The following is a 19,809-nucleotide window of genomic DNA, read 5'->3' as shown; positions in this document are numbered from 1 at the left end:
AGTGTCGCCTCCCTGTCCGGTCCGGTCGTTCCGGTCCGAACTCGCGTGTACCCGGCCCGGCGGCGGCTATCCCTCCAGGAACGCGGCCAGCGCGTTCGCGAGCAGATAGGGGTCGTCCGCTCCGCACAACTCCCGCGCGCTGTGCATGGAAAGGATCGCGACACCGATGTCCACGGTCCTGATGCCGTGCCGGGCCGCGGTGATCGGGCCGATCGTGGTCCCGCACGGCATGGAGTTGTTGGAGACGAAGGACTGGAACGGCACCCCCGCCTTCTCGCAGGCGGCGGCGAACACCGCGCGGCCCGAACCGTCGGTCGCGTAGCGGTTGTTGACGTTCACCTTCAGGATCGGGCCGCCGTTGACGCGCGGGTGGTGCGTGGGGTCGTGGCGCTCCGCGTAGTTGGGGTGGACGGCGTGGCCGGTGTCCGAGGACAGACAGACCGTGCCGGCGAAGGCACGCGCCCGGTCCTCGAACGACCCGCCCCGCGCGAACACCGAGCGCTCCAGCACGCTGCCCAGCAGCGGCCCGTCCGCGCCGGTGTCCGACTGGGAGCCGTTCTCCTCGTGGTCGAAGGCGGCGAGCACGGGGATGCAGGGCAGAGCGGGCGCGGTGGCGGCGGCGGTCAGCGCGGCGACCCCGGCGTGCACGGAGATCAGGTTGTCCATGCGCGGCCCGGCCACCAGGTCCTGGTCGCGGCCCAGGTAGGCCGGGGGCTCCACGGAGTGCACCATCAGGTCCCAGCCGGTGACCTCGCCCGCCGCGAGCCCGTTCTCCTCCTCCAGGAAGGCGATCAGGTCGCCCTCGCGGACGTCGGAGCCGAGGCCCCAGACGGGCTGGAGGTGGCGCTGCTTGTCGAGCTTGAGGCCCTCCGCCGACACCGAGCGGTCCAGGTGGATGGCGAGCTGCGGCACCCGCAGCAGCGGCCGGCCGACGTTCACCAGCCGCGAGGACCCGTCCCGCAGGGTCAGCCGGCCCGCGAGCCCCAGGTCGCGGTCGAGCCAGGAGTTCAGCAGCGGTCCGCCGTAGATCTCCACGGCGACCTGGCGCCAGCCGTGCGCGCCGGCGTCCGGCAGCGGCTTGACCCGCAGGTTGGGCGAGTCGGTGTGCGCGCCGGCGATCCTGAACGGCGTGTGCGGCTCGGCGCCCTCGGGGACGTACCAGGCCATGATCGCGCCGCCGCGCAGCACGAACTTGCCGCCGCTCGTCCCGTCCCAGGCGTCCGTCTCCACGACCTGCCGGAAGCCGGCCTTCTCCAGCCGCTCGGCGGCGTTCGCCACCGCGTGGTACGGCGAGGGGCTGGCGGCCAGGAAGGACATCAGGTCGTCGGTGTGACCGCGGTCGAAGCGGGAGGGTTCGCTCATGGGGTTCACCTTAACGACGTCACAAGGGCCCCCTCCCGGCGGCGGGAAGGGGCCCTTGTGAAGGCTGCGGGGCAGCTGTACGGGTGTGTCCGGGAACGAGCCGTACAGCTGTTCGCTCTGCGGTTCGGGACGTGGCTAGAAAGCGGCCTCGTCCAGCTCCATCAGGTCCAGCTCGACGCCCTGGGCGAGCTTGCGGGCGCCGGTGACACCGGGCAGGACGTTGGCCGCGAAGAACTTCGCCGCCGCGATCTTGCCGGTGTAGAACGCCTTGTCCCTGGCGGAGGCCGTCTCCAGCTTCTCGGCGGCGACCGCGGCACCCTTCAGGAGCAGGTAGCCGACGACGACGTCACCGGAGGCCATCAGCAGACGGGTCGTGTTCAGACCCACCTTGTAGATGTTCTTGACGTCCTGCTCGGTGGCCGCGAGGTCGGTCAGCATCAGGCCGACGATGGCCTCCAGCTCCACGGCCGCCTTCGCGAGGTGCTCGCGGGCACCCGCCAGCTCCTCGCCGCCCGTGCCGAGCGCCAGGAACTTCTTGATGTCCTCGGCCAGGCCGTTCAGGGCGGCGCCCTGGTTGCGGACGATCTTCCGGAAGAAGAAGTCCTGGCCCTGGATCGCGGTGGTGCCCTCGTACAGGGTGTCGATCTTGGCGTCGCGGATGTACTGCTCGATCGGGTACTCCTGGAGGAAGCCGGAACCGCCGAAGGTCTGGAGCGACTGGGCGAGCTGCTCGTAGCCCTTCTCGGAGCCGTAGCCCTTCACGATCGGCAGCAGCAGGTCGTTCAGCGCGTGCTCGGCCTTGGTGTCCTCGCCCGCGGCCTCCTTGACGGCGATCGCGTCCTGGATCGAGGCGGTGTACAGCACGAGGGCGCGCATGCCCTCCGCGTACGCCTTCTGCGTGATCAGTGCACGGCGCACGTCGGGGTGGTGGGTGATGGTGACCTTGGGCGCGGTCTTGTCCATGAAGTTCGCGAGGTCGGGGCCCTGGACGCGCTCCTTGGCGTACTCCAGCGCGTTGAGGTAGCCCGTCGACAGCGTGGAGATCGCCTTCGTGCCGACCATCATGCGGGCGAACTCGATGATGCGGAACATCTGGCGGATGCCGTCGTGCTTGTCGCCGATCAGCCAGCCCTTGGCGGGGTGCTTGTCGCCGAAGGTCATCTCGCAGGTGTTGGAGGCCTTCAGGCCCATCTTGTGCTCGACGTTCGTGGCGTAGACGCCGTTGCGCTCGCCCAGCTCGCCGGTCTCGAAGTCGAAGAGGTACTTCGGGACGAGGAAGAGGGACAGCCCCTTGGTGCCCGGACCGGCACCCTCGGGACGGGCCAGCACGTAGTGGAGGATGTTCTCCTCCATGTCGTGCTCACCGGAGGTGATGAAGCGCTTGACGCCCTCGATGTGCCAGGAGCCGTCCTCCTGCTGGATCGCCTTGGTACGGCCGGCGCCGACGTCGGAGCCCGCGTCGGGCTCGGTCAGCACCATGGTGGAACCCCAGGTCTTCTCCACGGCGATCTGGGCGATCTTCTTCTGGACGTCGTTGCCCTCGTCGTAGAGGATCCCGGCGAACGCCGGACCGGAGCAGTACATCCACACGGCCGGGTTCGCGCCGAGGATCAGCTCCGCGTACGACCAGATCAGCGACGGCGGGGCGGTGGTGCCGCCGATCGCCTCGGGCAGGCCGAGGCGCCAGTACTCGGAGTCCATGAAGGCCTTGTAGCTCTTCTTGAAGGACGGCGGGACCGGCGCGGTGTTGGTCTCCGGGTCGAAGACCGGCGGGTTGCGGTCGGCGTCGGCGAAGGACTCCGCCAGGTCGTTCTCGGCGAGACGGGTCATCTCGTCGAGGATGCTCTTGGCGGTCTCGACGTCCATCTCCTCGAACGGACCCGTGCCGTACAGCTTGTCGCGGCCGAGTACTTCGAAGAGGTTGAACTCGATGTCGCGAAGATTCGACTTGTAGTGCCCCATGGCGACGGCTCCGTAAGAGATATCGGCGAGGCACCGGTGGTGCATCCTCGCGCTAGTTCACGTACTAACAAGTAGCTTCGACACGATGATGCTACCCGTCAGTAATAAATCGCAACCCTGATCCGGCCATCTGTGACGGTTCACACCGGAACGGTGAGGGTGGCGGTGAACCCCTCCTCCATGCCGCCGTTCACCGCCGCCGGCTGCCGTTCGTGGCCGTCGCCGAAGACGCTGTCCTCCACCGGCGAGAGCCGGCTCGGACGGGCCACGCTGTGCCCTCGCCCGCCGTCGCGTAGTGGCTGCCGGTCTCCCGGCCGGCCCATAGCCGCCCACCGCCCCCGCCGCCTCGGTACGCTTGCGCCCATGTACGGCTACGACCAGAGCGCGGGTACGGGGGCGCAGTACGCCACGCCCCAGCAGCAGATGCCGGGCGGGTACGGCCAGCAGCCGCCGCTGTACCCCGAGCCGTCCCCGCCGTCCCTCGCGGACGCGGTGCGCGCCTTCACCACGGGCCAGATGTCCGCGGAGGACTTCCAGCAGGTCTTCGCCACGTCCAAGGTGTACTGCCCGCGGGGCGACAACCCCGGGTTCCTCGCCCTGCACAACACCCAGCAGCCGGTGATCCCGATGTTCACCTCGCTCAAGGAACTGCGCCGGTACGCGGGCAAGGAGTCCAAGTACTTCGTCATCACGGGGGCGGAGGTCATCGACCTCCTGCCGACCGGCTACGGCTTCGTCCTCGACATGGAGGGCGAGCACCGCATGGTCTTCGACGCGAAGGCCGTCGAGCAGATGGTCGAGTTCGCGATGCGCCGGATGTACGGCTGAGTGCGCGGGGCGTACGACTGACGCCCGTTGTCCGAGAACCCGTTGCCGAGAACCCGGAGGGAATGCCCTCCGGGTTTTCTCTGTTCCGGGTAGCAGAAAGTTCAACGCTCAACTAAACTGGACGCACAAGGAGGTACCGACATGCCCGCAGTGACCGTAGAGAACCCGCTGGCGCTCCCGCGCGTGGCCGCCCCGGCCGAGGCCGTGGCCCGTCCCGTGCTCGGTGTCACGACCGCGCCGAGCGGCTTCGAGGGCGAGGGCTTCCCGGTGCGCCGGGCGTTCGCCGGGATCCATTACCGGCATCTGGATCCGTTCATCATGATGGACCAGATGGGTGAGGTGGAGTACGCGCCCGGGGAGCCGAAGGGCACCCCCTGGCATCCGCACCGCGGCTTCGAGACCGTCACCTACATCATCGACGGCGTCTTCGACCACCAGGACAGCCAGGGCGGCGGCGGCACGATCACCAACGGCGACACCCAGTGGATGACGGCCGGTTCCGGCCTGCTCCACATCGAGGCGCCGCCGGAGTCCCTCGTCATGTCCGGCGGCCTCTTCCACGGTCTCCAGCTGTGGGTGAACCTCCCCGCCAAGGACAAGATGATGGCGCCGCGCTACCAGGACATCCGTGGCGGCAACGTCCAGCTGCTGACCACGCCTGACGGCGGTGCGCTGCTGCGGGTCATCGCGGGCGAGCTGGACGGCCAACAGGGCCCCGGCATCACCCACACCCCGATCGCGATGATCCACGCGACGCTGGCGCCGGGTGCCGAGATCACGCTGCCGTGGCGCGAGGACTTCAACGGTCTGGCGTACGTGCTGGCGGGCCGCGGCAGCGTCGGTGCCGAGCGTCGTCCGATCCACCTCGGTCAGACCGCCGTCTTCGGTGCCGGTTCCTCCCTGACCGTCCGCGCGGACGAGAAGCAGGACTCCAACACGCCGGACCTGGAGGTCGTGCTCCTGGGCGGTCGGCCGATCCGTGAGCCGATGGCGCACTACGGCCCGTTCGTCATGAACACCCGCGAGGAACTCCAGCAGGCCTTCGACGACTTCCAGAAGGGCCGCCTGGGGACGGTCCCGGCGGTGCACGGGATGTCGGAGGGTGGCCTGTAGGTCGTCGGGCGGTCGGTCGTTCTGCGCCGCCACCCTCGACCTGCGGGAATGTCGAGAGTGTGCTTCTAAAGCACACTCTCGACACCGGCGAGATTGACTGTGTCGGCGACATTTCGCCGTCCGGCATCGTCAGCCTTCGTACGCGTACCCCGGTGGCCGCGAACACGAGGTCGTTGATGTCGATCGCGCGTCTCGCCGCTGTTACTCCGCAGTCGGCGTCGGGGGCTCGTAGAGCTCGAACCAGATGCTTTTGCCCTCGCCTCGGGGGTCGACGCCCCAGGTGTCGGCCAGTAGTTCGATGAGGACCAGGCCGCGGCCGGAGGAGGCCAGTTCGCCGGGGCGGCGTACGTGGGGGAGGTCGTCGCTGGTGTCGGTGACCTCCACGTGCAGCCGGCGTTCGCCCGGTTCGCCGCGGACCTCGGCGAGGAGCAGCGCGTCCGCGTCCGTGTGGACCAGGACGTTCGTCAGCATCTCGGACAGGAGCAGGACCGCCGAGTCGACCTGGTCCTCGGAGGACCAGTCGTGCAGCAGCTCCCGCAGCTGCTGGCGGGCCACGGCGACCCGTTCCGACTGTGCCTGGGCCACCGACAGCATCGTGCGGCGGACCTGCGGCTGGACCACGACGGTGTCGCCGCGGCCGCAGCCCTTGCCCTCGCGGCACAGCAGGAGGACGGCTATGTCGTCCTCGCGGCGGTCCGCCAGCGGGCCCGTCGTGTGGTGGGAGGAGGGGCCGTGGACGGCCTGGACCAGGGCGTCGGCGAGTTCCTCCAGGTCGCCGTCGTGCTCCTCCAGGATCGTGCGGACCCGCTGCCAGCCCGTCTCCAGGTCGTGGCCGCCGGTCTCGATCAGGCCGTCGGTGCAGACCATCATCGTCTCGCCGGGTTCGAGGGTGAGGCGGGTCGTGGGGTAGTCGGCGTCCGGGTCGATGCCGAGGGGGAGGCCGCCGTCCGTGCGGCGGACCATGACCGTGCCGTCCGCCATGCGGATCGCGGGGTCGGGGTGGCCGGCGCGGGCGATGTCCAGGCAGCCAGTGGCGGGGTCGACCTCGACGTAGAGGCAGGTCGCGAAGCGCAGGTCGGAGGGGTCGCCCTCGTCGCTCATGCCGTGCAGGAAGCGGGAGGCGCGGGAGAGGACGGCGTCGGGGCGGTGGCCCTCGGAGGCGTAGGCCCGCAGGGCGATCCGCAGCTGGCCCATCAGGCCGGCCGCCCGCACGTCATGGCCCTGGACGTCGCCTATGACCAGCGCGAACCTGCCCGCCCCGGACTTCGTCCGGGAGGTGCCCCCGGGCAGCGGGATCATGTCGTACCAGTCGCCGCCGACCTGGAGGCCGCCGCCGGTGGGGACATAGCGGGCGGCGACGCTCATGCCCGGGATCTCGGGGCCGAGCTTGGGGAGCATGGAGCGCTGGAGGCCGTCGGTCAACTCGCGGGCCGACTCGGCGGCCTCGGCGCGGGACAGGGCCTGGGCGAGCATGCGGGCCACGGTCGTCAGGACCGAGCGCTCGTCCGGGGTGAAGGCGACCGGGTACGCGAAGGCCGCCATCCAGGCGCCCATCGTGCGGCCCGCCACCGTGAGCGGCAGGAACGCCCAGGAGTGGCGGCCGAAGTGGGCGGCGAGGGGCCAGGTGACCGGGTAGCGCTCGCGGTAGTGCTCGGGGGTGGAGAGGTAGACCGCGCGGCCGGTGCGGACCACCTCGGCGGCCGGGTAGTCGGTGTCCAGGGCCATGTGAGAGAAGGGGCTCTCGTCGCCGGGCTGCTGGCCGTGGTGACCGATGATCTTCAGCCGGTCGCCCTCCACGCCGAAGACCGCGAGCCCGTCCGGTGAGAAACCGGGCATCGACAGCCCGGCCGCGACCCGCAGCACCTCCTCGGTGGAGCGGGCCTCGGCCAGGGCGCGCCCCGCGTCCAGCAGGAACGCCTCCCTGGAGCGCCGCCAGTCGCCGGTGATCGCGCTGCGGCCGGCCGGGGTGCCGGGGGACGGCTCGGTGACCTCCTGAAGGGTGCCGATCAGGACGAAGGCGCGGCGCTCGGCGTCGTAGGTGGGGTGGGAGCGGCTGCGGACGACGCGGATCACCCGGTTGTGCTCGTCCATGATCCGGATGCGGACCTCGGCGAGGGTGCCCTCGGCGACGGCGAGCTGGATGACGCCGGTGATCTCGTTCCAGTCGACGGCGTGCATGCGCGCGCGTGCCTGGACCTCGGTGAGAGTGGTCGCCTCGGCGGGCAGTCCGAGCAGGCGTGCGGCCTCGGCGTCCACGGTGACCAGGCCAGTAGCGGTGTCCCAGTGCCACAGGCCGGTCGCGAGGGCGGCGAGGACGTCCCCCACGGCGGGCAGGGGCTCACCAGTGCGCATTGCCCCACTGTAGGGAGAGGTGATCGAGGGCTGCCACCGATGGCGGGGGCGGAGCGGGCGCCATCAATGGTGGGGAGGCGATCCTGGGGCGGCCGGTACCCTTGGGAGGTCCGGGCACCATGGCCCGTTCCTTGTCGGGGAGTGACCCTCGGCACAGCCCAAGATGTAAGGACGATGAACGACGATGCATCGGTACAGGTCCCACACCTGCGGCGAGCTCCGCTCCTCTGACGTCGGTGCCGACGTCCGGCTGAGTGGCTGGCTGCACAATCGGCGCGACCTGGGCGGCATCCTCTTCATCGATCTGCGCGATCACTACGGCATCACGCAGCTCGTCGCCCGGCCGGGCACGCCCGCGTACGAGGCTCTGGACAAGGTCTCCAAGGAGTCGACCGTCCGGATCGACGGCCGCGTTGTTTCACGTGGAACCGAGAACGTGAACCCGGACCTGCCCACCGGCGAGATCGAGGTCGAGGTCTCCGAGGTCGAGCTGCTCGGTGCCGCCGCCCCGCTCCCCTTCACGATCAACGCGGAGGACGGGGTCAACGAGGAGCGGCGCCTTGAGTACCGCTTCCTGGACCTGCGCCGCGAGCGCATGCACAAGAACATCATGCTGCGGTCGTCGGTGATCGCCTCGATCCGCTCGAAGATGGTCGCCCTCGGCTTCAACGAGATGGCCACCCCGATCCTGTCGGCGACCTCCCCCGAGGGCGCGCGTGACTTCGTGGTGCCGTCGCGTCTGAACCCGGGCAAGTTCTACGCCCTCCCCCAGGCGCCGCAGCAGTTCAAGCAGCTGCTGATGATCTCGGGCTTCGACCGCTACTTCCAGATCGCGCCCTGCTTCCGTGACGAGGACGCGCGCGCGGACCGTTCGCCGGGCGAGTTCTACCAGCTCGACGTCGAGATGAGCTTCGTCGAGCAGGAGGACGTCTTCCAGCCGATCGAGAAGCTCATGACCGAGCTGTTCGAGGAGTTCGGGGGCGGCCGTCCTGTGACGTCCCCGTTCCCGCGGATCCCGTTCCGCGAGGCGATGCTGAAGTACGGCTCCGACAAGCCGGACCTGCGCGCCCAGCTGGAGCTCGTCGACATCACCGACGTCTTCGAGGGCTCGGAGTTCAAGGCGTTCGCCGGCAAGCACGTGCGGGCGCTGGCGGTGCCGGACGTCTCGGCGCAGCCGCGGAAGTTCTTCGACCAGCTCGGGGACTTCGCGGTCTCGCAGGGCGCGAAGGGCCTGGCGTGGGTGCGGGTGGCCGAGGACGGTTCGCTCAGCGGCCCGATCGCGAAGTTCCTCACCGAGGAGAACGTCGCCGAGCTGACCAAGCGGCTGTCGCTGGCCGCCGGGCACGCGGTGTTCTTCGGCGCGGGCGAGTTCGACGAGGTCTCGAAGATCATGGGCGCGGTGCGGGTCGAGGCCGCCAAGCGTGCCGGGCACTTCGAGGAGAACGTCTTCCGGTTCTGCTGGATCGTCGACTTCCCGATGTACGAGAAGGACGAGGACACCGGCGCGATCGACTTCTCGCACAACCCGTTCTCCATGCCGCAGGGCGGCCTGGAGGCGCTGGAGACCCAGGACCCGCTGGACATCCTGGGCTGGCAGTACGACATCGTCTGCAACGGCGTCGAGCTGTCCTCCGGCGCGATCCGGAACCACGAGCCCGAGATCATGCTGAAGGCCTTCGAGATCGCGGGCTACGACCGGGAGACCGTCGAGGAGAAGTTCGCGGGCATGCTGCGCGCCTTCCGCTTCGGCGCCCCGCCGCACGGCGGCATCGCCCCCGGCGTCGACCGCATCGTCATGCTGCTGGCCGACGAGCCCAACATCCGCGAGACCATCGCCTTCCCGCTCAACGGCAACGCCCAGGACCTGATGATGGGCGCGCCGACGGAGCTGGAGGAGGCCCGGCTGAGGGAGCTGCACCTGTCGGTGCGCAAGCCGCAGCCGAAGTAGGGACAGTCAGGTACGCCACGGGCGTGCACGAAGGGCTCGGGACCGACGTCGGTCCCGAGCCCTTCCGCTTGTGCGGTGCGGCCGCCGCCGTGACAGGGGTGGCCGTGGGCCCTATCGGGCCACGTACTGGGTGAGGATCGCCTGGACCTCGTAGATGTCGACGCCCTTGGTGAAGGTCTTCTGGATCGGGACGGAGTTGCCCGAGACCCAGATCTTCAGCTCGGCGTCGAGGTCGAAGGTGCCGGCGGTCTCCACCGCGAAGTGCGTGATGCTGCGGTACGGGATGGAGTGGTACTCGACCTTCTTGCCGGTCAGCCCCTGCTTGTCGATCAGGATCAGCCGACGGTCGGTGAACATGATGACGTCGCGCACCAGCTGGTACGCGGCCTGCACACCCTCACCGGCGCCCAGCAGTCTGGCGAAGTCCGAGGCCGCCTGGGCCGGGTCGACGGTGTGCGCGTTGCCGAAAAGTGCCATGGATGAAACCCCCCACTAGTGATCTTCGGCATGTATAGCGTCTTGTGGGGGCGTGTGCCTAGATCAGTCGCGTAACCGGTACGGATCAGGTGTCGTAACTGCCGTCCCAGGGTGGCCCGAAGCCCAGGTTGTCCGGGTGCAGCTCGGCCCAGGGCTCGCCCGCGTCCTCTCCGGTGACCATGCCGAACAGGACCCCGTCGACGGTGAGTTGGAAGGGCCGTACGGCGATGTCGGTGTACGTGCGGCGCGGCAGGCTGCGCAGCAGCGTGGCGAGACGCGCCCGCGCCCGCCCCAGCACCGAACCGTCCCGCTGCTGTTCGGCCCAGGTGCCGGCGCACCAGATGTCGGAGTCGCGGTAGGTGCCCTCCGGGCCGAAGGTGTGCAGCACCGCGTAGAGCCGTTTGTGCTCCTCCCAGCCGCTGTCCAGCTGGAACCCCTTGGGGAAGGCGTAGGTGACCGACCCCAGGAACTGCCCGTCCGCGTACTGCCCGATGGCTTCGGTACGGCCGCGCGGCTCGTAGGCGATCGGGATGATCCCAGGTACTGCCATGGCGCAAACCATACGTACGTTCTCTGGCAAGTTCCGCCCCCCATCCACTGGTTGATCACCGATCGGTCGAAATTTTTACGGCAACCTTTTGGATCTCCATGACCACCCAGGAGGTGGAATCACCCCCACGTACGTAAGGACACCCCGTGGCTGCTCCCGCTCACCGCCGGTCCCTCCGCAAGCGCCGCACCCTCGTCGTCTCCGCCGCCGTGGTCGCGGCCGGGGTCGGCGCGGGCGTGCTCGTGCTGAACGCCAACGCCGGGACCGTCGACCTGTACCACGAGACCCTCGCCGCGAAGGACGGCTGGGCCTCCTCGGGCACGGGCACGACCGGCGGTACGAAGGCCGACGCCGCGCACACCTTCACGGTCTCCACCCGCGCCCAGCTGGTGAAGGCGCTGGGCTCGACGTCCGACACGGCCCCGCGGATCATCAAGGTCAAGGGCACGATCGACGCCAACACCGACGACGCCGGCAAGAAGCTGACCTGCGCGGACTACGCGTCGGGCACCGGCTACTCGCTCGCCTCGTACCTGAAGGCCTACGACCCCGCCACCTACGGCCGCTCCAAGCTCCCCTCCGGCACCCAGGAGACAGCCCGCGCCGCCGCCCAGACCAGGCAGGCGAAGACCATCGTCCTCAAGGTCCCCGCGAACACGACGATCGTCGGCGTCCCGGGCACGAAGGCCGGCATCAACGGCGGCATGCTCCAGATCCAGAACGTGGACAACGTCATCGTCCGCAACCTCACCTTCGCCGCCACCGAGGACTGCTTCCCGCAGTGGGACCCGACCGACGGCGACGACGGCAACTGGAACTCCACCTACGACTCGGTGACGCTGCGCGGCGCCACCCACGTCTGGGCGGACCACAACACCTTCACCGACGCGCCCCACTTCGACTCGGCGAACCCGAAGTACTTCGGCCGTGAGTACCAGATCCACGACGGCGCGCTGGACGTGACGAAGAGCTCGGACCTGGTGACGATCTCCCGCAACCAGTTCACCAACCACGACAAGACGACCCTGATCGGCAGCAGCGACAGCGAGCCGGCCGGCAAGCTGCGCGTCTCGATCCACCACAACGTCTACCAGGGCATCATCCAGCGCGCCCCGCTCTCCCGCGTCGGCCAGATCCACATCTACAACAATTTCTACGACGTGAGCCCGCTCAACGGTTACGCCGTGCAGTACAGCATCAACTCCCGCGCCAAGGCCCAGGTCGTGGCGGAGAACAACTACTGGAAGGTCCCGTCGTCGGTGAAGGTCGCCAAGCTCCTGAGCGGCGACGGCACGGGCTCGGTCAAGGGCAGCGGCAACCAGGTGAACGGCACGGTGACCGACCTGGTCGCCGCCTACAACGCCGCCTCCTCCAAGGACCTGAAGACCACGGTCAACTGGACCCCGGCCCTGACGACGGGCCTGGAGACCTCGACCTCGGCGGTGAAGAGCCTGCCGACGTCCCTGGGGACGACGACGGGGGCGGGCGCCCTGAAGTAGGGCGGTGAGCAGGCCGTACGCGGCGAGGGGCCCGGGACGTGGTGTCCCGGGCCCCTTGTGCCGTTCGCGGATGCCTTACGCGGCCGGCTCGCCGCCGAAGCGCTCCTTGTACGTCTCCAGGTCCTCGTCCGTGAGCTTGGCGAAGAGCACCGGGGGGACGGTGAAGGGGGTGCCGGCCGGGACGGTGGTGAGGGACCTCGCCTCGTCCGCGCTCACCCAGGCCGCCGTGTCGTCGCTCAGGGCGAAGGCCCGGCGCATGGCCGCCGAGGTCGCCGGGATGAACGGCTCGGAGACCACCGAGTACAGGTGGATCAGGTTCATCGCCGTGCGCAGCGTGAGCGCGGCGCCCTCCTGGTTGGTCTTGATCTCCAGCCAGGGGGCCTTCTCCTCCAGGTAGGAGTTGCCGGCCGACCACAGGGCGCGCAGCGCCGCCGCGGCCTTGCGGAACTGGAGGGCCTCCATCTGCGCCTCGTACTCCGCCAGCAGCTCGGCGATCTGCCCGCCCAGCCTCTCCTCCGCCTCGCCCGGCTCGCCGCCCGCCGGGACCTCCTCGCCGAAGCGCTTCCGGGAGAAGGACAGGACGCGGTTGACGAAGTTGCCGAGGGTGTCGGCCAGGTCCTTGTTCACCGTGGCGGTGAAGTGCTCCCAGGTGAAGGAGGAGTCGTCGGACTCGGGCGCGTTGGCGATCAGGAAGTAGCGCCAGTAGTCGGCCGGGAGGATGTCCAGGGCCTGGTCGGTGAAGACACCCCGCTTCTGCGAGGTGGAGAACTTCCCGCCGTAGTACGTCAGCCAGTTGAAGGCCTTGACGTAGTCGACCTTCTTCCACGGCTCCCGCACGCCCAGCTCGGTGGCGGGGAACATCACCGTGTGGAAGGGGACGTTGTCCTTCGCCATGAACTCGGTGTAGCGGACGGTGTCGTCGGCCTCGTACCACCACGACTTCCAGTCGCGTGTCGACGGGTCGAGGTCCGACCACTCCTTCGTCGCGCCGATGTACTCGATCGGGGCGTCGAACCAGACGTAGAACACCTTGCCCTCGGCGGCCAGCTCCGGCCACGTGTCCGCGGGCACCGGCACGCCCCAGTCCAGGTCGCGGGTGATCGCGCGGTCGTGCAGGCCCTCGGTCAGCCACTTGCGGGCGATGGAGGAGGCGAGCTGCGGCCACTCCGCCTCATGGGCCGCCACCCACGCCTCGACCTCGTGCTGGAGCTTGGACTGGAGGAGGAAGAGGTGCTTGGTCTCCCGCACCTCCAGGTCCGTGCTGCCCGAGATCGCCGAGCGCGGGTCGATCAGGTCGGTGGGGTCGAGCACCCGGGTGCAGTTCTCGCACTGGTCGCCGCGGGCCTTGTCGTAGCCGCAGTGGGGGCAGGTGCCCTCGACATAGCGGTCCGGGAGGAAGCGGCCGTCGGTGGGGGAGTACACCTGGCGGATCGCCCGCTCCTCGATGAAGCCGTTCTCGTTCAGCTTCCGGGCGAAGTGCTGGGTGATCTCGACGTTCTGCTCGGAGGAGCTGCGGCCGAAGTAGTCGAAGGCCAGCGCGAAGCCGTCGTAGACCGCCTTCTGCGCGTCGTGCGCCTGCGCGCAGAACTCGGCGACGGACAGGCCCGCCTCCTTCGCGGCCAGCTCGGCGGGCGTGCCGTGCTCGTCGGTCGCGCAGATGTACAGGACGTCGTGGCCGCGCTGGCGGAGGTACCGGGAGTACACGTCCGCCGGGAGCATGGACCCCACCATGTTGCCCAGGTGCTTGATCCCGTTGATGTAGGGAAGGGCGCTGGTGATGAGGTGTCGAGCCATCGGGGGCTGCTCCCAGGTCGGATTTCTCGGTGCTTTGCGAACCAAGAAATCGTATCCGACACGGGTGGGCCGCCCGCTTTCCATTTTGAGGGGTGGAAAGCGGGCGGCCGGGTCGTCTTTTTCGGGGGTGGTGTTCTTCGGGGGTTACGGGCGCCAGGTGGCCAGGATGCCCTCGTAGACCTCGGCGTCCGTCAGCTCGCGGGGGGTCTCGCCTGCCAGGAAGTGGGAGGTGTTGGCCTGCTTGAGCTTGCGGAGGTAGTCGAAGGCCTTGTTCTCCGGGTCGCCGAAGGCCACGAAGGAGAAGAACACCGAGGGGTGGTTCTCCGCGGCGTCCGTGAGGGCCTGGGTCGCCGGGGTCTTGGTGTCCGGGGCGCCGTCGGTCTGGAAGACGACCAGGGCGGGGGTGCCGGGGGCTTCCTTGCCGTGGTGGGCGAGGACCTCCTCGACGGCCACGTGGTAGCTGGTACGGCCCATGCGGCCGAGGCCGGCGTGCAGCTCGTCGATCTTGTTCTCGTGGTCGGTGAGGGTGAGCTCGCCGGTGCCGTCCACCTCCGTGGAGAAGAAGGTGACGTGGACCTTCGGGTTCTCCGGGTCCAGGTGGGCGGCGAGGGCGAGGGTCTGCTCGGCGAGGGCCTGGGCGGAGCCGTCCTTGTAGTACGGGCGCATGCTCGCGGAGCGGTCGAGGACGAGGTAGACCTTGGCGCGGGTCTCCTGGAGGTCCTTGGCCCCGAGGGCGGTGGCGGCGGCGTCGTACGCGGTACGGAGGCCCTGCGGGAGCTGGGCGGGGGCCGCCGGCTCGGCCTCGGCTTCGCCGTCGGCCTCGGTGGTGTTCCCACCCGTACCGCCCGTGCTGGTCTCGTCGTCGGCCGCGGGTGGCCCCTGTGGGGCGTCCTCGCCGTCGGCGGCCGCGGCGACCGGTTCGGGGGCGGGTGCAGGGGTGGGCTCGGGGGTCGTCTCGGCGGCGGGGGCCGGCTCGGGCTTGGTCTCCGCGACCGGCTCGGGCTCGGGCTGAGACTCCACGGCGGGCTCGGGCTCCGGCTCGGGCTCTACGGCGGCCTCGGGCTCGGCGGCGACCGGTTCCGGTGCGGGCTTCTCGGCGGCGGGCTCCTCGGCGGGTGCAGGCTCGGGCTCCGCGTCAGCCTTGGGCTCCGGCTCGGCGGCCGGTACCGGCTCGGGCTTCTCGGCGGGTGCCGCGTCGGCCTCGGTCTCCGTGACCGGCTCCTGCTGCGGCTCCGCAGCGGCGGTGGCCTCCTCCGGCGTGGGCTCCTCGTCCGCGGGGGCCTCGGCGGCCGGCTCCTCCGCGACGGCCTCAGCCCTTTCCTCCGCCGGCTCCTCCGCAGCCACCGGCGCGGACTCCTCGGCCTCGGCGGGCTCCGGGTCCTGGGCGACCGGCGTCGGGGCCTCGGGCTCCTCCACGGCGGGCTCCGCCGCGGGCGACTCCTCCGCCGGTTCCGCCCCAGCCGCGCTCTCCGCACCCGCCGGCTCGGCCGGTTCTGGTGTGTCCGGACGGTTCTCCGCCGGCGTGGCCGGCTTCGGGACCGTGACGTTGTCGAAGGCCGCGGCCACCAGGTCGTGCAGGTCGTCCTCGTCCTTGGTCGACGGGGACGTCGACGGGGACGTCGACGCGCGCGGCTCCGGGACCTGGGCCGATGCCGGGGACGGCGCCGCTGACGGCGTCGGGGGCTCCGGCTCGGGGGACGGGGAGGGCACCGTCGGCTGAGCTGTCGGCTGCGTCCCCTCCGCACCCTCTGCCTCGGCGGTACGCCCCTTGCGTGAGCGGCTGAACGCGTTCCGCAGGAGAGTGAGAATGCCCATGTGCGCAACCCTTCGCATGAGTTGATGCCCGTAAATCCCTGGCCAGGACGGACACGTAAGGTTAGCGGCCCCGGGGGGTGATCTTGGCAGGGGCGGACACAGAACCCTGCCTCCGTCAAGTACGCCAACCAGCCATCGACCGGTCACCGCGCCCCTCCGGCCCCGCAACTCCCGTACCGCTACCTCGGATTCACTCGCGGTTCACCGAGAGTCCCCGCTCCCGCACAGACGTGCTCCTACCGTCCGTGGCGGGGGTTCAAGGGGATTCCATGGGGAAGCAAGGGGAACACAACATGCGCAAACCGCTGCCGCTGATCGGCACGTCGTCGTCCGGCTCCCACCCGGGCGGCCGCTCCGCCCTGACCTGTCTGTACCGCTGCGGCAACGCCTGCTTCCACGAGGCGCCCAACACCAGCGCCAACGAGTACGTGGGTGACGTGATCGCCGGTGCGGTCAGCCGCCGCTCCGTGATGCGGGCCGCCGCCGCGGTGACCGTGGTCGCCGCCGCCGGTACGGGTGCCGTCGCGGGCGCCCCCGAGGCGCAGGCCGCCACCGCCGCCCCGTACCGGAAGCCCGGCGGCAGGGCCGCCCGCGGTCTGCGTTTCACCCCCGTCGCCCCCAACACCGCCGACCAGGTCACCGTGCCGGACGGTTACGCGCAGAACGTGGTCATCCGCTGGGGCGAGCCCATCCTGCGCGGCGCCCCCGCCTTCGACCCGGAGAACCAGACGGCCGCCGCCCAGGCCGGACAGTTCGGGTACAACAACGACTTCCTGACCCTGCTCCCGCTCGGCCCCGGCAAGCAGCTCCTCGTGGCGAACCACGAGTACACCGACGAGGTGCTGATGTTCCGCGGCTACGACGCCGCCGCCCCGACCCGTGAGCAGGTCGAGATCGCCTGGGCCGCGCACGGCCTGACCGCCGTCGTCGTGGCGGAGGACCGCAGGAGCGGCAAGCTCACCGCCGTACCGCGCCACCCCCTCAACCGCCGGATCACCGCCACCACCGAGTTCCGGCTCACCGGCCCCGCGGCCGGCTCGGACCTGCTGAAGACCTCCGCCGACCCGACCGGCACCAAGGTCCTCGGCACGCTCAACAACTGCTCCGGCGGTACGACGCCGTGGGGCACGAGCCTGCACGGCGAGGAGAACTTCAACCAGTACTTCGCCAACGCCGGCCGCGCCACGGACAAGCGGTACGGCATCGGGACGGGCGCGAGCGAGCGCAAGTGGGAGCGTTTCGACAAGCGGTTCGACGTCGCCCAGGAGCCCAACGAGGTGCACCGCTTCGGGTACGTCGTCGAGTTCGACCCGTACGACCCGACCTCCACGCCCCGCAAGCACACCGCGATCGGCCGCTTCAAGCACGAGGGTGCCACCATCCGCCTCACCGACGACGGCCGGCCGGTCGTGTACTCCGGTGACGACGAGCGCTTCGACTACTTCTACAAGTTCGTCAGCAGCAAGCGGATGCGCAAGGGCACCGGCCGGGCCGTCCGCGAGCACAACCTCTCCCTGCTCGACGAGGGCACGCTGTACGTCGCGAGGCTCACCGGCGACTCCCCCGCCATCGAGATCGACGGCACCGGCAAGCTGCCCGCCGACGGCGAGTTCGACGGCAGCGGCGAGTGGATACCGCTGGCCACCGCCACCGCCGAGGGCGCCGTCTCGCACGTCGAGGGCATGACGGCCGACGAGGTCTTCGTCTTCACCCGGCTCGCCGGTGACAAGGTCGGCGCGACCAAGATGGACCGGCCCGAGGACATCGAGCCCAACCCGCACACCGGCAAGGTCTACGTCGCCCTCACCAACAACACCAACCGCGGTGTGGGGTCGAACGCCCCGGCCGACGAGGCCAACCCGCGCAACGCCAACAAGCACGGCCAGATCCTGGAGCTGACCGAGCGCTGGAACCGCGCCGACAGCACCCGCTTCGCCTGGACCCTGTTCCTCGTCGCCGGTGACCCGAACGACCCGGCCACCTACTTCGCCGGCTTCCCCAAGGACCGGGTCAGCCCGATCTCCTGCCCGGACAACGTGGCCTTCGACCCCCACGGCAACCTGTGGATCTCCACCGACGGCGCCCAGCTCGGCCACCACGACGGCCTGTTCGGGGTGGCCACCAAGGGCGAGCGGCGCGGTGAGCTGAAGCAGTTCCTCACGATGCCGGTCGGCGCCGAGACCTGCGGCCCGATCGTCCAGGACCGCCGGGTCCTGGTCTCCGTGCAGCACCCGGGCGAGATCAGCGGGGCCACGGTGGAGAAGCCCGCGAGTGTGTGGCCCGACGGTCCGGGCAAGATCGTCCGCCCGGCCGTGGTCGCCGTATGGCGCAAGGACGGCGAGGACATCGGCGTCTGAGCCTGGCCCGATGCCGCGGCCCTAGGTGGCGGCCGGGACCGCGTGTTCCAGCCACTCCCGGTACGCCGGGGCCTGGCGCGCCGCCTCCCAGTACGCCTCCTCCAGCGCGGGACGGACCCCGTCCAGGTCCGTCTCCGTGCGGGCCGCGAGCAGCAGCCGTACGCCGAGCGGGTCGCCCCGCAGCCGGCGTACGGCCATCTCCGGGCGGGGCGGACAGGACGGCTGGCAGACGGTGACGACCTCGCCGGTCGCGACGAGGGCGGCGGCGGTGTGGTAATCGCCGTGCAGGACCCGGGGGTTGACCCCGGCGGCGCGGAACACCCGCTGCACGGCGTCCCATTCGCCGTCCACGGTGGGGTCGATCATCCACCGGTCCCCGGCCAGGTCGGCGAGGTCCACGACGGGTTTCGCGGTGGCCGGGTGGTCGGCCGCCAGGGACACGAACTGCGGCTCGCGCTCGACGAGCACGCGCACCCGCAGCCCCTCCGGGATGCGCAGCCGGGTGCCCTCCACCTCGTGCACGAAGGCCACGTCGAGCTGTCCGTCGGCGACCATGCGCAGCAGGGCGTTGGGGGAGACGTCCATGTGGAGGGTGGGCTCCTGGCCGCGGGCCCTGAGCCTGCGCAGCCAGCCCGCCAGTGCCCGGCTCGCGGTGGACCCGACCCGCAGTTGCGGCCCGCCCGCGGCGGTGGCCCGCGCCTCCGCGACCAGGGTGCGCATCTCGGCCACCAGCGGCCGCGCCCGGCTCAGCACCAGCCGCCCGAGCGGCGTCGGCCGGCACCCGGTCCGCTCCCGCCGGAACAGCGCCCCGCCCAGCTCCTGTTCGATACGCCTGAGCTGGGTGCTCAACGAGGGCTGGGCGACGCCCAGTTGCCGTGCCGCCTGATGCAGGCTGCCGGTGTCGGCTATGGCGCACAGCGCGCGAAGGTGCCTCACCTCGAGCTCCATGCCCTGGGAGACTAAAGCGGGCCCACAGCTTGCACCAGACGCATGATTCACCGCTGAAGCAACGAATCGGCGGTGATAGCCCGGCCCTATCCCCGATTGCCATCATCACAGCGGCCGCACCGCCACCCACACTCACATCGACGACTCACCCCCACCAAGGAGTCATCGATGCGCAAGCCCCTCCTGCCCGCGGCACTGGCCCTCACTCTCGCAACGCTCGGTCTGGCACCGGCGGTTCCCGCGTCGGCCGCCACCGTCGGATACACCTCGACCGGGGTGACGGACGCCGACGAGGCGTTCTTCCGGGCGGTGCTGGAGTCCGTGGCCGAGAAGCGCGCCGCGAACCCGGCCGGCACGGCGGCCGTGACGGTCGTCTACGACGCCTCCCGCGCGCCGACCTTCGCCTCGCAGATAGTCGCCAGCACCCAGATATGGAACAGCGCGGTCTCGAACGTCAAACTCCAGTCCGGCTCCGCGTCCTTCGCCGACTTCTCCTACCGCGAGGGCAACGACCCCAGAGGCTCCTTCGCCGCCACGGACGGCCACGGCAGCGGCTACATCTTCCTGGACTACCGCCAGAACCAGCAGTACAACTCCACCCGCGTCACCGCCCACGAGACCGGCCACGTCCTCGGCCTGCCGGACCACTACTCCGGCCCGTGCAGCGAGCTGATGTCTGGCGGCGGCCCCGGCACCTCCTGCACCAACGCCCGGCCCAACGCGACGGAACGCGCCCGGGTGAACCAGCTCTGGGCCAACGGCCTGGCCGCCGCGATGCGCAAGGCCCGCCTCCACGCCTGATCC

15 protein-coding genes are annotated in these 19,809 nt (G+C 70.2%); 6 read left to right on the top strand and 9 right to left on the bottom strand.

Going from position 1 to position 19,809, the window contains the following annotated elements:
• Positions 1–66: 66 nt before the first annotated feature.
• From ACZ56U_RS07890 to ACZ56U_RS07880, 3 genes are all read right to left on the bottom strand, one after another.
• Positions 67–1,362, bottom strand: coding sequence for a M18 family aminopeptidase (locus tag ACZ56U_RS07890; RefSeq protein WP_469083161.1), 1,296 nt, complete (start codon positions 1,360–1,362; stop codon positions 67–69).
• A 135-nt stretch (positions 1,363–1,497) separates the two neighbouring features.
• Positions 1,498–3,324, bottom strand: coding sequence for an acyl-CoA dehydrogenase (locus ACZ56U_RS07885; RefSeq protein ID WP_469083160.1), 1,827 nt, complete (start codon positions 3,322–3,324; stop codon positions 1,498–1,500).
• 140 nt (positions 3,325–3,464) lie between these two features.
• Entirely contained in the window at positions 3,465–3,593 is a 129-nt protein-coding gene (locus ACZ56U_RS07880; protein ID WP_469083159.1) for a hypothetical protein, read from the bottom strand.
• 94 nt (positions 3,594–3,687) lie between these two features.
• On the opposite strand from ACZ56U_RS07880, the gene ACZ56U_RS07875 reads away from it, so the two are divergent.
• Complete coding sequence (locus ACZ56U_RS07875) at positions 3,688–4,152, top strand: SseB family protein (RefSeq protein ID WP_391233329.1); 465 nt, start codon at positions 3,688–3,690, stop codon at positions 4,150–4,152.
• Between the two features lie 141 nt (positions 4,153–4,293).
• A complete protein-coding gene (locus ACZ56U_RS07870) occupies positions 4,294–5,265 on the top strand; it encodes a pirin family protein (RefSeq protein WP_469083158.1) in 972 nt (323 codons plus the stop codon).
• A gap of 201 nt (positions 5,266–5,466) precedes the next feature.
• Here the strand turns inward: ACZ56U_RS07870 and ACZ56U_RS07865 are convergent, their stop codons facing one another.
• Positions 5,467–7,617 carry an ATP-binding SpoIIE family protein phosphatase gene (locus ACZ56U_RS07865; RefSeq protein WP_469083157.1) on the bottom strand — a complete coding sequence of 717 codons (2,151 nt, stop codon included), beginning with the start codon at positions 7,615–7,617 and terminating at the stop codon, positions 5,467–5,469.
• A 184-nt stretch (positions 7,618–7,801) separates the two neighbouring features.
• Here ACZ56U_RS07865 and aspS point away from each other — a divergent pair, with 184 nt between their 5' ends.
• Complete coding sequence (gene aspS, locus ACZ56U_RS07860; protein ID WP_469083156.1) at positions 7,802–9,565, top strand: aspartate--tRNA ligase; 1,764 nt, start codon at positions 7,802–7,804, stop codon at positions 9,563–9,565.
• A 111-nt stretch (positions 9,566–9,676) separates the two neighbouring features.
• On the opposite strand, the gene ACZ56U_RS07855 is transcribed toward aspS, so the two are convergent.
• Both ACZ56U_RS07855 and ACZ56U_RS07850 read right to left on the bottom strand, forming a co-directional pair.
• Positions 9,677–10,042, bottom strand: coding sequence for a PH domain-containing protein (locus tag ACZ56U_RS07855; RefSeq protein ID WP_469083155.1), 366 nt, complete (start codon positions 10,040–10,042; stop codon positions 9,677–9,679).
• A gap of 85 nt (positions 10,043–10,127) precedes the next feature.
• Positions 10,128–10,592, bottom strand: coding sequence for a hypothetical protein (locus tag ACZ56U_RS07850; protein ID WP_469083154.1), 465 nt, complete (start codon positions 10,590–10,592; stop codon positions 10,128–10,130).
• A gap of 146 nt (positions 10,593–10,738) precedes the next feature.
• On the opposite strand from ACZ56U_RS07850, the gene ACZ56U_RS07845 reads away from it, so the two are divergent.
• Positions 10,739–12,091 (top strand): pectate lyase family protein, encoded by a 1,353-nt coding sequence (locus ACZ56U_RS07845; protein WP_469083153.1) that lies wholly within the window; start codon positions 10,739–10,741, stop codon positions 12,089–12,091.
• A gap of 75 nt (positions 12,092–12,166) precedes the next feature.
• On the opposite strand, the gene metG is transcribed toward ACZ56U_RS07845, so the two are convergent.
• Both metG and ACZ56U_RS07835 read right to left on the bottom strand, forming a co-directional pair.
• Positions 12,167–13,885 carry a methionine--tRNA ligase gene (gene metG / locus ACZ56U_RS07840; protein ID WP_469083152.1) on the bottom strand — a complete coding sequence of 573 codons (1,719 nt, stop codon included), beginning with the start codon at positions 13,883–13,885 and terminating at the stop codon, positions 12,167–12,169.
• Between the two features lie 144 nt (positions 13,886–14,029).
• Positions 14,030–15,700 (bottom strand): VWA domain-containing protein, encoded by a 1,671-nt coding sequence (locus ACZ56U_RS07835; RefSeq protein WP_469083151.1) that lies wholly within the window; start codon positions 15,698–15,700, stop codon positions 14,030–14,032.
• A 293-nt stretch (positions 15,701–15,993) separates the two neighbouring features.
• On the opposite strand from ACZ56U_RS07835, the gene ACZ56U_RS07830 reads away from it, so the two are divergent.
• Positions 15,994–18,057 carry a PhoX family protein gene (locus tag ACZ56U_RS07830; RefSeq protein WP_469083150.1) on the top strand — a complete coding sequence of 688 codons (2,064 nt, stop codon included), beginning with the start codon at positions 15,994–15,996 and terminating at the stop codon, positions 18,055–18,057.
• A 21-nt stretch (positions 18,058–18,078) separates the two neighbouring features.
• On the opposite strand, the gene ACZ56U_RS07825 is transcribed toward ACZ56U_RS07830, so the two are convergent.
• Positions 18,079–19,005, bottom strand: a complete 927-nt coding sequence (locus ACZ56U_RS07825; protein WP_469083149.1) for a LysR family transcriptional regulator — start codon at positions 19,003–19,005, stop codon at positions 18,079–18,081.
• A 168-nt stretch (positions 19,006–19,173) separates the two neighbouring features.
• On the opposite strand from ACZ56U_RS07825, the gene snpA reads away from it, so the two are divergent.
• Complete coding sequence (snpA, locus tag ACZ56U_RS07820; protein ID WP_469083148.1) at positions 19,174–19,806, top strand: snapalysin; 633 nt, start codon at positions 19,174–19,176, stop codon at positions 19,804–19,806.
• The last annotated feature ends 3 nt before the right edge of the window (positions 19,807–19,809 follow it).

Source organism: Streptomyces sp. NPDC034103 (assembly GCF_055575395.1).
The sequence above is the reverse complement of the archived record's forward strand: the minus strand, read 5'-3'. Positions and strand labels throughout refer to the sequence as shown.